The sequence below is a fragment of the Leisingera aquaemixtae genome, from assembly GCF_006740765.1.
GTDB classification, from domain to species: Bacteria; Pseudomonadota; Alphaproteobacteria; order Rhodobacterales; family Rhodobacteraceae; genus Leisingera; species Leisingera aquaemixtae.
The window spans coordinates 2,348,912-2,362,715 of record NZ_CP041159.1 but is presented as its reverse complement, the minus strand read 5'-3'; the positions used below and the strand labels follow the sequence as shown (position 1 = coordinate 2,362,715).

The following is a 13,804-nucleotide window of genomic DNA, read 5'->3' as shown; positions in this document are numbered from 1 at the left end:
CGGAAGTGACGCGAGCCTGTGCACATGCCCCTTTCCTCGGGCATCCACGGGTCTGCCTGGCTGAAAAAACAGTGTTGTCCAAGTCAAGTACACTAACCCGCATGATCGCACGATCATGCAACAAGTTCTCAACCACCGACATGGTTGAGAGCGGGATAGTTTGCTTTTTGGTTCAGAAATAGAGGCGCCGGTTTCTTACCAGCTTCCGGTGCCGCGGCAGTTTGCACTGTCTCTTTCTGGATCAAATCAAGCGCGAGAAGGGCGTTTGGTGGATGCCTTGGCAGTAAGAGGCGATGAAAGACGTGATACCCTGCGATAAGCTTGGGGGAGCCGGGAATAGGCTTTGATCCCAAGATCTCTGAATGGGGGAACCCACCTGAAAGTTTGTTATAATAGCCGCAAGGCTGCTTATAATGGGCTTAACCAGGTACTTAAGGACTGAATACATAGGTCTTTAAGAGCAAACCCGGGGAACTGAAACATCTAAGTACCCGGAGGAAAGGACATCAATAGAGACTCCGTTAGTAGCGGCGAGCGAACGCGGACCAGCCGAGCCTGATGAGTGACCAGAATGCGTTGGGAAACGCAGCCAGAGCGGGTGACAGCCCCGTATGGGAAGCTCTGAGGGACGTATTAAGTAGGGCGGGACACGTGAAATCCTGTTCGAAGACCGGAGGACCACCTCCGAAGGCTAAGTACTCCTTACTGACCGATAGCGAACCAGTACCGTGAGGGAAAGGTGAAAAGCACCCCGGCGAGGGGAGTGAAACAGTACCTGAAACCGAACGCCTACAATCAGTTGGAGGCCCCTTGAGGGCTGACAGCGTACCTTTTGTATAATGGGTCATCGACTTGGTCTCACGAGCAAGCTTAAGCCGCTAGGCGGAGGCGCAGCGAAAGCGAGTCTTAATAGGGCGCATGAGTTCGTGGGATCAGACCCGAAACCGAGTGATCTAGGCATGGCCAGGCTGAAGATGCGGTAACACGCATTGGAGGGCCGAACCCACATCCGTTGAAAAGGATCGGGATGAGCTGTGCCTAGGGGTGAAAGGCCAATCAAACTCGGAGATAGCTGGTTCTCTGCGAAATCTATTTAGGTAGAGCGTCATCCGAATACCCCGGGGGGTAGAGCACTGGATGGGTAATGGGGCCCCACAGGCTTACTGATCCTAACCAAACTCCGAATACCCGGGAGTACTAGATGGCAGACACACGGCGGATGCTAACGTCCGTCGTGGAGAGGGAAACAACCCTGACCTCCGGCTAAGGCCCCCAATTCATGGCTAAGTGGGAAAGCAGGTGAGACGTCCAAAACAACCAGGAGGTTGGCTTAGAAGCAGCCATCCTTTAAAGATAGCGTAACAGCTCACTGGTCTAATTAAGATGTCTTGCGGCGAAGATGTAACGGGGCTCAAGCCATGAGCCGAAGCCGAGGATGCACATAGTGCATGGTAGCAGAGCGTAGTGTGACATAGTTCCATGCGTCCTTACTTTCCTCCGGGAAAGATTGGACGCAAGGAGCTTTCGATGAAGCCGGGGCGTGAGCCATCCGGTGGAGAGATCACTAGCGAGAATGATGACATGAGTAGCGACAAAGAGTGTGAGAGACACTCTCGCCGAAAGTCCAAGGGTTCCTGCTTAAAGCTAATCTGAGCAGGGTAAGCCGGCCCCTAAGCCGAGGCCGAAAGGCGTAGGCGATGGGAACCACGTTAATATTCGTGGGCCAGGAGGATGTGACGGATCGTGAGGGTAGTTCATTCTTATCGGATTGAATGGGCTGCTGATCGGTTCCTGGAAATAGCCCTCCATCAGACCGTACCCTAAACCGACACAGGTGGACTGGTAGAGAATACCAAGGCGCTTGAGAGAACGATGTTGAAGGAACTCGGCAAAATACCTCCGTAAGTTCGCGAGAAGGAGGCCCGGGTTCAAGGCAACTTGGATCCGGGGGCACAAACCAGGGGGTGGCGACTGTTTATTAAAAACACAGGGCTCTGCGAAGCCGCAAGGCGACGTATAGGGTCTGACGCCTGCCCGGTGCCTGAAGGTTAAAAGGAGGGGTGAGAGCTCCGAATTGAAGCCCAGGTAAACGGCGGCCGTAACTATAACGGTCCTAAGGTAGCGAAATTCCTTGTCGGGTAAGTTCCGACCTGCACGAATGGCGTAACGACTTCCCCGCTGTCTCCAACATCGACTCAGCGAAATTGAATTGCCTGTCAAGATGCAGGCTTCCCGCGGTTAGACGGAAAGACCCCGTGCACCTTTACTACAGCTTCGCACTGGCATCAGGATTGTGATGTGCAGGATAGGTGGTAGGCATCGAAGCCGGAACGCAAGTTCCGGTGGAGCCTCCCTTGAGATACCACCCTTCGCACTCTTGATGTCTAACCGCGGTCCGTTATCCGGATCCGGGACCCTGCGTGGCGGGTAGTTTGACTGGGGCGGTCGCCTCCTAAAGAGTAACGGAGGCGCGCGAAGGTTGGCTCAGAGCGGTCGGAAATCGCTCGTTGAGTGCAATGGCAGAAGCCAGCCTGACTGCAAGACTGACAAGTCGAGCAGAGACGAAAGTCGGCCATAGTGATCCGGTGGTCCCGCGTGGAAGGGCCATCGCTCAACGGATAAAAGGTACGCCGGGGATAACAGGCTGATACTGCCCAAGAGTCCATATCGACGGCAGTGTTTGGCACCTCGATGTCGGCTCATCTCATCCTGGGGCTGGAGCAGGTCCCAAGGGTACGGCTGTTCGCCGTTTAAAGAGGTACGTGAGCTGGGTTTAGAACGTCGTGAGACAGTTCGGTCCCTATCTGCCGTGGGTGCAGGATACTTGAGAGGAGTTGCCCCTAGTACGAGAGGACCGGGGTGAACGATCCACTGGTGGACCAGTTGTTATGCCAATAGCAGTGCTGGGTAGCTATGATCGGACAGGATAACCGCTGAAGGCATCTAAGCGGGAAGCCCCCCTCAAAACAAGGTATCCCTGAGGGCCGTGGAAGACCACCACGCCGATAGGCCGGAGGTGTAAGCGCAGCAATGCGTTCAGCTGACCGGTACTAATCGCCCGATAGGCTTGATTTGATCCAGTAACAGACAGTGTTACGAAAACCAAACAAGCAAACCATCCCAAAAAAACACGGACAACGTTGATTGTACTGCCTTCCGCTTTTGGAAACGCCTCCTGACACAACAGGGGGGCGGCAACGCATGTTTACTGCGTAAACACGCTGCCTGCCGCCAAATCCAAAAGCCGAAGGCTTTTGGATTTTTCTTGGTTTGGTGGCCACAGCACAAGTGAAACACCCGGTCCCATCCCGAACCCGGAAGTTAAGCACTGTCGCGCCGATGGTACTTGGGCTCAAGCCCTGGGAGAGTAGGTCACCGCCAAACCTAGTAAAATCCAAAAACTCTCAAAAACGATGACTGAACCAGACCCGCCGCTGCGCACACCGCAAGCGGCGGTTTTGCGTTCCAGGCTCCGCTAAGGCTTTGATTTTAGGCCAGTGAAAAACTCGTGATCGCACCAATATTTCCTTTTGCGACTGACCTGCCCCCCCGCTGGTCCCTCGTTCATGAGGAGAGTCTGCGGGTTTGGTTTTGGTAATCGTCGGTCTCGGGCTTGGCAAACCCGGTGCGGTTCACAGAGCCGAACCGGGGCGCCGGGGCCGCAGAACCGGGGGCATGTCTCAGCTTTTCCGGTATTCCACTCAAAATGCGGCAAAAACCTCGCGGAAAACGGCGGCAAACCCCCTTCAGGGGCCTTCGGAGTAAATGTTTGTTAGAGACTGCCTCCTAAAACAGGTTGGCAATAGACCTGCAACGAAGGCTCTGCAAACATGCCCCGACTTCCCGCTTTTCTCTACCGTCTGCCCGTCCGCATCTATTCGCTGGCCGTGCTTGCGCTTGGATTGACTGCCCTGCTCACGTTCCTGATGCTGAACCAGGCTGTGAACAACGCTTACGAGATGCGCTACAAGGAACTGCACAATGTCACCGATGCCGCGGTCAGCCTGCTGCGGGATCTGGATGAAGGGACCCGCACCGGGCGGTTCAGCCCGGAACAGGCCCGCGATATCGGCCGCGAGCGGCTGACCGCGCTGCGCTTTGGCGACTCCGGCTATGTGTTTGTCTTTGACCACGACCTGGTTGTTCAGGCGCATCCCACGGTGCCGGACTGGGTCGGCACCAACCAGGGCGGTTACGAGGACGTGACCGGCATCAAGGTGTTCCAGGAGCTGGAAAAGATCGCGGCCGCCAAAGGGGCGGGGGAGCTGACCTATTACTTCAAGAAGCCCAACTCCGAGGTTATCGAGGCCAAGATCGGCTATGTTCAGGCCTTTGAGCCGTTCGGCTGGATTGTCGGCACCGGCGCCTATGTCTCCGATATCGAGGCGGATGTGGCGGTCATGCGCAACAAGTCGCTGGCGGTTCTTGGCGGCGGTCTGCTGCTGCTGGCTGTGGCGGCCTTTTTCATCACCCGCAGCGTGACCGCACCGCTGAACGGTCTGAAAAGCCGGATGACCAGTCTGGCCGAAGGCGACACCGAAAGCGAAATCCCGTCCGCCGGCGTGCGCAGCGAACTGGGGGAAATCGCCCGGGCCGTGGATGTGTTCCGCGAGGCGCTGATCCGCCAGAAGGACATGGAGCAGGAGCAGCAAGCGCTTGAGGCCACCCGCAGCGGCGTGGTGGAGGCGCTCAGCAGCAAGCTGTCCAACCTGTCGCATGGCGATCTGACCGCTCAGATTACCGAAACCTTCCCGGCCGAATACGAGCAGCTGCGCCGTGACTTCAACAGCACCGCGCAGACCCTCAGCCAGACCGTGGAGCAGGTGATTGCTGCCGCCGACAGCATCCGCAGCGGCGCGGGCGAGATCAGCCAGGCGTCGGATGATCTGTCGCACCGCACCGAGAGCCAGGCTGCGACCCTGGAACAGACCGCGGCGGCGCTGGACGAGCTGACGGCGTCGGTCAAATCCGCTGCCGAGGGCGCCCGCAGCGTCGAGGCGACGATGGAGGAGGCCAAGCGCGAAGCCGAAACCAGCGGTGAGGTGGTGCAAAGCGCGGTGTCGGCAATGACCGAGATCGAGCAGTCCTCCAACCAGATTTCCCAGATCATCGGCGTGATCGACGATATTGCGTTCCAAACCAACCTGCTGGCGCTGAATGCCGGGGTCGAGGCGGCAAGAGCCGGTGAAGCGGGCCGCGGGTTTGCGGTGGTGGCCTCGGAGGTTCGGGCACTGGCACAGCGGTCCTCGGACGCCGCGATGGAGATCAAGACCCTGATCAGCAACAGCTCCGGCCAGGTGGAGCGCGGCGTGGAGCTGGTTGGCAAGGCGGGCGAGGCGCTGCAAAGCATCGTGTCGCAGGTCAACCACATCTCGGAGCTGGTGTCCGGCATCGCCGAAGGGGCGGCGGAACAGTCGACCGGTCTGGCCGAAATCAACACCGGTGTCACCCAGCTGGACCAGGTGACCCAGCAGAACGCCGCCATGGTGGAGCAATCCACTGCCGCCGGTCAGCTGCTGAAGGAGGATGCCACCAGGCTGACCGGACTGGTTGCCCACTTCAAGATCCCCGGCACCCGCGCGGCCGCTCCGGCACGGGCCGCGGCTGTCCCGGCTCGGCCTGCCGCGGCGCCTGCGCCGACCGCGCATGGGCCCAGCGACTGGGATATGGAGGCCACGCCGCAGCCCGCCGCAGTGGCGGAAGGCAATGCCGCCAGGGACCTGTGGCAGGATTTCTGATCCAACCCCATGGCATGAAATGAAAAACGCCCGGGGGATGACCCCGGGCGTTTTCTGTTTGGTCCGGTGCGAAACGGATCAGCCGATGATCGCGTTCAGCGTCTGCGAGGGGCGCATCACCTTGGCTTTCAGCTCAGCGCTCGGGTTGTAGTAGCCGCCGATGTCAACGGCGCCGCCCTGGGCCGCGGCCAGTTCGCTGATGATCTGCTCTTCCTTGGCGCCGAGTTCCTCTGCGATGGGGGCGAAATGCGCCGCCAGCTCTGCGTCCTCGGTCTGCGCTGCCAGTGCTTCGGCCCAGTAGCGGGCAAACCAGTAGTGGCTGTCGCGGTTGTCCGGCTCACCCGCCTTGCGCGAGGGCGAGCGGTTGTTGTCGAGGATGCCCTGGGTGGCGTCCTCAGCCGCGGCGCCCAGCACGCCGGCCTTCTTGTTGCCCTTGCTGTCGGCGAGGAAGTTCAGCGATTCCCCCAGCGCGCAGAATTCACCCATCGAATCCCAGCGCAGGTGGTTTTCCTCGACCAGCTGCTGCACGTGTTTCGGGGCAGAGCCGCCGGCGCCGGTCTCGAACAGGCCGCCGCCGTTCATCAGCTTGACGATCGACAGCATCTTGGCCGAGGTGCCCAGCTCCAGGATCGGGAACAGGTCGGTCAGATAGTCGCGCAGCACGTTGCCGGTGATGGCGATGCTGTCCTCGCCCTTGGTGATGGTTTCGAGGCTCTGACGGGTGGCTTCGCGCGGCGCCAGGATCAGGAACTTGTCCGCAACGCCCGCGGCTTCCAGAGCCGGCTGCACGTATTTGATCAGCTCGGCGTCATGGGCGCGGTTTGCGTCCAGCCAGAAGATCGCCTCGGAGCCGGTCAGCCGCTGACGGTCCAGCGCCAGCTGGATCCAGTTCTCGATCGGCGCTTTCTTCACGGTGCAGGAGCGCCAGATGTCGCCCGCTTCAACCTCGTGGCTGTGCAGCGTCTCGCCATTGGCCAGAACCACCCGGATGGTGCCATCGGCAGGCGCCTCGAAGGTGGTCGGGTGGGAGCCGTATTCCTCAGCCTTCTGCGCCATCAGGCCGACGTTGGCGACGGCGCCGGCGGTGGCCGGGTTCAGCGCGCCGTTTTCCTTGAAGAACTTGATGCTCTCGTCATAGACCGGCGCATAGCAGTTGTCGGGGATCACGCAATTGGTGTCGCCCTTGGTGCCGTTCTCGTCCCAGCCCTTGCCGCCGGCCCGGATCACCGCAGGCATCGAGGCGTCGATGATCACGTCAGACGGCACATGCAGGTTGGTGATGCCCTTGTCGCTGTCGACCATGTACATGGAGGGGCGCTCGGCGCGCACCGCGTCGATCGCGGCCATGATTTCCGGGTTCCCCTTGACCCGGTTCAAGAGGTCGCCAAGGCCGGAGTTCGGGTCGACGCCCAGGGCCTCCAGCTGCGGGCCGAACTGCTCGAACACCGGTGCCAGCCAGGCCTTGACCGCGTGGCCGAAGATGATCGGGTCGGAGACCTTCATCATGGTGGCTTTGAGGTGCAGCGAGAACATGGTGCCGTCTGCCTTGGTGTCCTCGATGGCGTCCTTCAGGAACGCCGACAGCGCCTTGGCGGACATGAAGGTGGCGTCGGCCACGGTGCCCTCTGCCAGCGGCCAGCTGTCCTTCAGCACGGAGACGGAGCCGTCCTTGCCAACGAACTCAATCTTCGCGTCACCCGCCTGCGCGGCGGTGATGGTCGCGGATTTCTCGTTTGCATAGAAGTCGTTGCCCGGCATCGACGTTACTTTGGTCTTGCTGTCCGCGGACCATTCGCCCATCGAATGCGGGTTCTTCTGGGCGAAGTTCTTGACTGCCTTGGCGGCGCGGCGGTCGGAGTTGCCTTCGCGCAGGACCGGGTTCACCGCCGAGCCCTTGATGGCGTCGTAGCGGGCGCGGATGGACTTTTCTTCTGCGGTCTTCGGCTCTTCCGGGTAGTTCGGGAGGTCATAGCCCTGGCCCTGCAGCTCGGTGACGGCGGCCACCAGCTGCGGCACCGAGGCGGAGATGTTGGGCAGCTTGATCACGTTGGCGTCCGGGGTTTTCACCAGCTCGCCCAGCTCTGCCAGGTCGTCGCTCTGGCGCTGCTCTTCGGTCAGGTTTTCCGGGAAGGCGGCGAGGATGCGGCCCGCCAGCGAAATATCCTTGGTGCCGACAGAGACACCGGCGGCGGCGGCGAACTTGCGGATGATCGGCAGGAAAGATGCCGAGGCCAGTTCGGGCGCTTCGTCTACAATGGTATACAATATGTCCGGGGTTTGATTTTCTGCCATGTTCCACAACCTTTCAGCGATCTCGGAGGCTTTGATGTCTTCAGCGCAGCAGGGCCGCGCCGGTTTGGGTATTCCGGTGCTGCCGAAGCGGGGCCCGGGAAACCGGGCCGGAACCGGCTTTGGCAGCCATAGGTACGGCCCTCATGTAGAACACCCTTGCTGCGGGTGCAATGGTCTGGCGCACCAGCCGCCCGCGCGGATTGCCGCGGCAGAAGGGAGGAGCGCTGCCCCTCTTGGGCCTTCGGCCCAATTCACCCCGGAGTATTTGGGGAAAAATGAAAATGGCGGGAGGCGTTATTCGCGCAGCTCGCCCGGGGCGACGCCCCAAAGCTTTTTCTTGGGCGCCCAGCCGCTGTAGCCGCCGGCCGAGATCTCGCACCAGTTGGTCTCGCATTCGCCAAGGCGGGCAACCACGCCCAGCTCAAAGGCGGCCGTCACCGGCGCACGGGTGTCGGGGCGGGCGTGGACTGTCAGCATGTCTTCCTCCACCAGCACGGTGCGCACGCCAGAGAGCAGTGCGTAATGCACCCAGCCGCCAGCGCCGTCGCGGTCCTGCACCCGGCGCCAGTGGCCGTACTCAGCCGTGATCTCCAGCGGCATGCCGCGGCGCTTGAACACCCAGTCGATCTTGTGGGTAAGCGACGGCCCGCGGCGCACATTGCCGGTAGCCGCCTTCATCGAGACATAGCGGGGCAGGGGGAGGTTGGTGACAGGCCCGCGGGATTCGGCGGCACAGGCGGCGCCTGCCAGCGCCAGGGATACCGCTGCTGCCGCCAGATGGCGGATGGCCATTGCCGCTTGTCTCACTGCCTGATCGCCTCTTCTTGCCCGGCCAGGCTGGGCCCAGCCTGTTGTTCCGGTCTTCTGCCCGTCTTCTGTTGCCCCCGGCCGCGGCGGTAAAATACCGGCCTGCGGGCGAGGGAATGCGCTTGGGTTCTTGTGCCTTCCCGCGTCCTGCGCCACGATGCCATGGAGGCGTGCGGATTGAAAAGCCCAAGGGAGAGCACAAGTGCCAAGAGACCGACTGAGTGTTGTCGTTACGCGACGGTTGCCGGAACCTGTGGAGACCCGGCTGAGCGAGCTGTTTGATGTGCGCCTGCGTGAGGATGACGCGCCGATGACCCGGACTGAGCTGGCGGCGGCGGTGAAGGATGCCGATGTGCTGGTGCCGACTGTCACGGATACCATTGATGCGGGGCTGCTGGGCCAGGCGGGTGACCGGCTGAAACTGATTGCCAATTATGGTGCGGGGGTGGATCACATTGATGTCGCCACCGCCCGCCAGCGCGGCATCCTGGTGTCCAACACGCCCGGCGTGCTGACCGATGACACCGCCGATATGGCGATGGCGCTGGTCATGGCGGTGGTGCGCCGGATGCCCGAAGGGCTGACGGTGATGCAGAAGGGCGACTGGCAGGGCTGGGCGCCGACCGCGTTCCTGGGCGGGCGCATTGCCGGGCGCCGTCTGGGCATCCTGGGGATGGGCCGGATCGGCCAGGCGGTGGCCAAACGCGCCGCGGCCTTTGGCATGCAGATCCATTACCACAACCGCCGCCGCCTGCGCCCCGAGGTGGAGGAGAAGCTGGAGGCCACCTATTGGGACAGCCTCGATCAGATGGTGGCGCGGATGGATGTGATCTCGGTCAACTGCCCGTCGACACCCTCGACCTTCCACCTGATGAACGCGCGGCGCTTGAAGCTGATGAAGCCCTCGGCGGTGATCGTGAACACCTCGCGCGGCGAGGTGATCGACGAGATGGCGCTGACCCGGATGCTGCGCGCCGGCGAGATCGCGGGCGCGGGCCTCGACGTCTATGAGCACGGCACCGACATCAACCCGCGGCTGCGCGAGCTGCCCAATGTGGTGCTGCTGCCGCATATGGGATCGGCCACCATCGAGGGGCGGATCGAGATGGGCGAGAAGGTGCTGCTGAACATCAAGACGTTCGAGGACGGCCACCGGCCGCCGGATCAGGTGGTGCCGTCGATGCTGTAAGCGTCCGGGGCAGCTGGCCGGAAATTTAGGGGAGAACTTTCATGAAGTATCTGATTCTGGCCACTGCCGCGCTTGCCGCCGGGTCCGCCGCCGCGCAGGAGGCCGCCGATGCGGTCGCGCCCGAAGGCGCCACCGCCGGCACGTTTGAAGCGCTTTCTCCGGAGGTGGCCGCCGCGCTGGAGGCCAAGGCCGCAGGCCGCCCGGTGGAGGCGGAAAACTGGATGGTTGCCGCCGCCAACCCGCATGCCGCGGAGGCCGGCGCCACGGTTCTGCGCGCGGGCGGCACCGCCGCGGATGCGATGGTGGCGGTGCAGACCGTGCTGGGTCTGGTGGAGCCGCAATCCTCGGGCCTTGGCGGCGGCGCGTTTCTGGTCTGGTACGATGCCGCCACTGGCGAGGTGACGACGCTGGACGGGCGCGAGACCGCACCGCTGGCGGCAGTGCCGACGCTGTTCCAGGATGAAGACGGCGAGCCGCTGGAGTTCTTTGACGCGGTTGTCGGCGGCCGCTCTGTCGGCACGCCGGGCACGCCCGCACTGCTGGAGGCGGCGCACCGCCGCTGGGGGCAGGCCAACTGGCCGTCGCTGTTTGAACCGGCGATCCGGCTGGCGGAAGAGGGCTTTGCCGTCTCGCCGCGCCTGGCCGGGCTGGTGGAGCGCGATGCCGAGCGGCTGGCGCGGTTCCCGGCCACCGCCGCCTACTTCCTGCCGGAGGGCGAGCCGGTGCAGGACGGGGCCACGCTGCTGAACCCCGCGTATGCCGCAACCCTGCGGGCGCTGGCACGGGAGGGGGCCGGGGCGTTTTATTCCGGACCGATCGCCGCAGAGATCGTTCACGCCGTCACCACGGCCGAGGGCAACCCGGGGGTGCTGTCGGCCACCGATCTTGCGCTCTACCACGTCAAGGAGCGCCCGGCGGTCTGTGTCGCCTACCGCGATTTCGAGACCTGCGGCATGGGCCCGCCGTCCTCCGGCGCGCTGACCGTGGGGCAGATCCTGGGGATTCTGAACGCCTATGACCTGGCCGCGCTGGGGGCGGACAGCGCCGAGGCCTGGCGGCTGATCGGCGATGCCTCCCGCCTCGCCTTTGCCGACCGGGGCCGCTACATGGCTGACAGCGATTTTGTGCCGGTGCCCACCCACGGGCTGGTGGCGGCGGATTACCTGGCGTCCCGGGCAGAGCTGCTGCAGGGCGATGATGCGCTGCCGGAAACGGCGCCGGGATCGCCCGAGTTCGACCATGCAGGCCTGGTGCCGGAGCTGGCCGATGACGAGTCGATCGAGCTGCCCTCGACCTCGCATATCTCCATCGTGGACAGCTATGGCAACGTGCTGTCGATGACCACGACGATTGAAAACGCCTTTGGCGCGCGGCTGATGGCGGCGGGCTTCCTGCTGAACAACGAGCTGACGGATTTCTCGTTCCGGACCCATGCCAATGGCGTGCCGATTGCCAACCGGCTGGCGCCCGGCAAGCGGCCGCGCTCTTCGATGGCGCCGGCGATTGTGCTGCGCGAGGGCAAGCCGGTGCTGGCCATCGGCTCCCCGGGCGGCAGCCGCATCATCGGCTATGTGGCGAAATCCATCATCGCCTGGGCTGATTGGGGCCTGAACATCCAGGAGGCGCTGGCGCTGCCGCATCTGGTCAACCGGTTCGGCACCTATGACCTGGAGGCCGGCACCAGCGCTGAGGACCTGTCGGAGGCGCTGACGGAGCTGGGCTTTGAGGTGAACGCCCGCGACCTCACGTCCGGCCTGCATGCGATTGAGATCGGCGAGGGGCTGAAAGGCGCCGCAGACCCGCGCCGCGAGGGGATTGCCCTGGGCGGCTGAGGATGTTCCGCAGGGCCTGCGCGCCGCGCCTGCGGGGTTCTGGGTATTGCTGAACTCCGGCAGCGGCGCGTAGGTTAACAGGTGAAATTTTCTGGGGAGACCGACCATGGTGCAAGCCACCTCACTGCCGCGCAACGAGGCCGGTATCGAGGCCGCAATCGAAACACTGAAAGAGCGTTTCGGCGGCCGGCTGCAGACCGGGCAGGCCATATGCGAGCAGCACGGCCACACCACGACCTGGATCGTCAATCAGGCGCCCGACGCGGTGGTGTTCCCCACCTCCACCGAAGAGGTTTCGGAGATCGTCACAGTCTGCGCCGAATACGGCGTGCCGGTCATTCCCTTCGGCACCGGCACCTCGCTGGAGGGCCATGTCAACGCGCCCGCCGGCGGCATCTGCATCGACATGATGCGGATGGACAAGATCCTCGCGGTCCATGCCGAGGATCTGGATGTGGTGGTGCAGCCCGGCGTCACCCGCGAGCAGCTCAACACCTACCTGCGCGACCAGGGCCTGTTCTTTCCGATCGATCCCGGCGCCAATGCCTCGCTCGGCGGCATGGCGGCGACGCGGGCCTCCGGCACCAACGCGGTGCGCTACGGCACCATGAAGGACAATGTGCTCAGCCTGGAGGCGGTGATGGCCGACGGCGGCGTGATCCGCACCGCACAGCGGGCCAAGAAATCCTCCGCCGGCTATGACCTGACCCGGCTCCTGATCGGCAGCGAGGGCACCCTGGGCCTGATCACCGAACTGACCCTGAAGCTGCAGGGCATCCCGGAGGCGATCCGCTCGGCCCGCTGTTCGTTCCGCACCGTGGACGACGCCTGCCGCGCGGTGATGATGACCATCCAGTACGGCATTCCCGTCGCCCGGATCGAACTTCTGGACGCGCTCAGCGTGCGCGCCGCCAATGCCTATTCCGGGCTAGACCTGCCGGAAACGCCCCTGCTGCTCTTGGAATTCCACGGCTCTGACGCGGGCGTGGTGGAGCAGTCGGACATTTTTGCCTCCATCGCCGAAGAGTTCGGCGGCTTTGACATCGCCGCCACCTCGACGCCGGAGGAGCGCAACAAGCTGTGGCAGGCGCGCCATGACATGTACTGGGCCAGCCTGCAGCTGCGCCCCGGCGCCAAGGGGATCTCCACCGATGTCTGCGTGCCGATCTCCAAGCTGGCGGAATGCGTCGGCGCTGCGCGGGACAAGGCTGAGGGCATGGGGCTGATGGCGCCGATCGTCGGCCATGTAGGCGACGGCAACTTCCACGCGCTGCTGCTCATCGACATGGACAGCAGTACCGAGCGTCAGAAGGCGGATGAGTTTGTCGGCTGGCTCAACGATCTGGCGATTTCCATGGACGGCACCTGCACCGGCGAACATGGCATCGGCCAGGGCAAGCGCCCCTATCTGCAAAAGGAACTGGGCCCGGCAATCCGCTATATGGCGGCGGTCAAGGCGGCGCTGGATCCGGACAACATCATGAACCCGGGCAAGATCCTGGAGATCTGAGCCGCAGCCATCCGCCAGCGGCCCGGGCTGGGCCGGCGGCGCGATTTGAGTATTTGGGGAAAGATGAAAACACTGGCCCTGCGCCTTCATCTTTCCAAAAATACTCACTGCGCAGCGGCAGCGGCGCACGTGCCGCGTTGGGGGTTGCGCCTCCGGCGCACGCCCGTGTCACCGCATCTTAAACCCCGGGTGCCATACTGCCCCCTGATCGCGGTCACTGCCGGGCCTGACACCCCCGGCACCATGGAACAGGGCCCTTTGGCACGGGCACGCAAAAACGACGTTCAGCGTGCGGGAGGAAGCTCCCGTCCCGCCTCCGCCCCTTGGCGGCGCCGCCATCCTTATCCTTGCGCCCTTCAAGAGCAGCATCGGATGATCAGCACAGGATGATCAGAACAGGCAGAACGCAGCAGCCGGCAGGGCAGAGGGGCCCTGG

6 protein-coding genes and 2 rRNA genes are annotated in these 13,804 nt (G+C 63.1%); 6 read left to right on the top strand and 2 right to left on the bottom strand.

Annotation, left to right across the window (positions count from 1 at the left end; genetic code table 11):
* The first annotated feature begins 244 nt into the window (after positions 1-244).
* From R2C4_RS13180 to R2C4_RS13170, 3 genes are all read left to right on the top strand, one after another.
* Positions 245-3,075 (top strand): 23S ribosomal RNA (locus R2C4_RS13180).
* A 194-nt stretch (positions 3,076-3,269) separates the two neighbouring features.
* A 5S ribosomal RNA gene (gene rrf, locus R2C4_RS13175) occupies positions 3,270-3,384 on the top strand.
* 446 nt (positions 3,385-3,830) lie between these two features.
* On the top strand, positions 3,831-5,738 hold the full coding sequence (locus tag R2C4_RS13170; protein WP_141890990.1) for a methyl-accepting chemotaxis protein: 1,908 nt from the start codon (positions 3,831-3,833) through the stop codon (positions 5,736-5,738).
* A gap of 78 nt (positions 5,739-5,816) precedes the next feature.
* On the opposite strand, the gene R2C4_RS13165 is transcribed toward R2C4_RS13170, so the two are convergent.
* Positions 5,817-8,030, bottom strand: coding sequence for an NADP-dependent isocitrate dehydrogenase (locus tag R2C4_RS13165; RefSeq protein WP_141890989.1), 2,214 nt, complete (start codon positions 8,028-8,030; stop codon positions 5,817-5,819).
* Positions 8,031-8,324: 294 nt separating this feature from the next.
* Positions 8,325-8,822 carry an SH3 domain-containing protein gene (locus R2C4_RS13160; RefSeq protein ID WP_141890988.1) on the bottom strand — a complete coding sequence of 166 codons (498 nt, stop codon included), beginning with the start codon at positions 8,820-8,822 and terminating at the stop codon, positions 8,325-8,327.
* 217 nt (positions 8,823-9,039) lie between these two features.
* Here R2C4_RS13160 and R2C4_RS13155 point away from each other — a divergent pair, with 217 nt between their 5' ends.
* From R2C4_RS13155 to R2C4_RS13145, 3 genes are all read left to right on the top strand, one after another.
* On the top strand, positions 9,040-10,026 hold the full coding sequence (locus tag R2C4_RS13155; protein ID WP_141890987.1) for a 2-hydroxyacid dehydrogenase: 987 nt from the start codon (positions 9,040-9,042) through the stop codon (positions 10,024-10,026).
* A gap of 41 nt (positions 10,027-10,067) precedes the next feature.
* Entirely contained in the window at positions 10,068-11,858 is a 1,791-nt protein-coding gene (gene ggt, locus R2C4_RS13150) for a gamma-glutamyltransferase (protein ID WP_141890986.1), read from the top strand.
* Positions 11,859-11,964: 106 nt separating this feature from the next.
* Complete coding sequence (locus R2C4_RS13145) at positions 11,965-13,368, top strand: FAD-binding oxidoreductase (protein ID WP_141890985.1); 1,404 nt, start codon at positions 11,965-11,967, stop codon at positions 13,366-13,368.
* Positions 13,369-13,804 lie beyond the last annotated feature (436 nt).

Bases quoted from the DNA above. Each gene is read 5' to 3' on its own strand.
- R2C4_RS13170 (WP_141890990.1), top strand. From the start codon at position 3,831: ATGCCCCGACTTCCCGCTTTTCTCTACCGTCTGCCCGTCCGCATCTAT.
- R2C4_RS13160 (WP_141890988.1), bottom strand. From the start codon at position 8,822: ATGGCCATCCGCCATCTGGCGGCAGCAGCGGTATCCCTGGCGCTGGCA.
- R2C4_RS13145 (WP_141890985.1), top strand. From the start codon at position 11,965: ATGGTGCAAGCCACCTCACTGCCGCGCAACGAGGCCGGTATCGAGGCC.
- R2C4_RS13165 (WP_141890989.1), bottom strand. From the start codon at position 8,030: ATGGCAGAAAATCAAACCCCGGACATATTGTATACCATTGTAGACGAA.
- ggt (WP_141890986.1), top strand. From the start codon at position 10,068: ATGAAGTATCTGATTCTGGCCACTGCCGCGCTTGCCGCCGGGTCCGCC.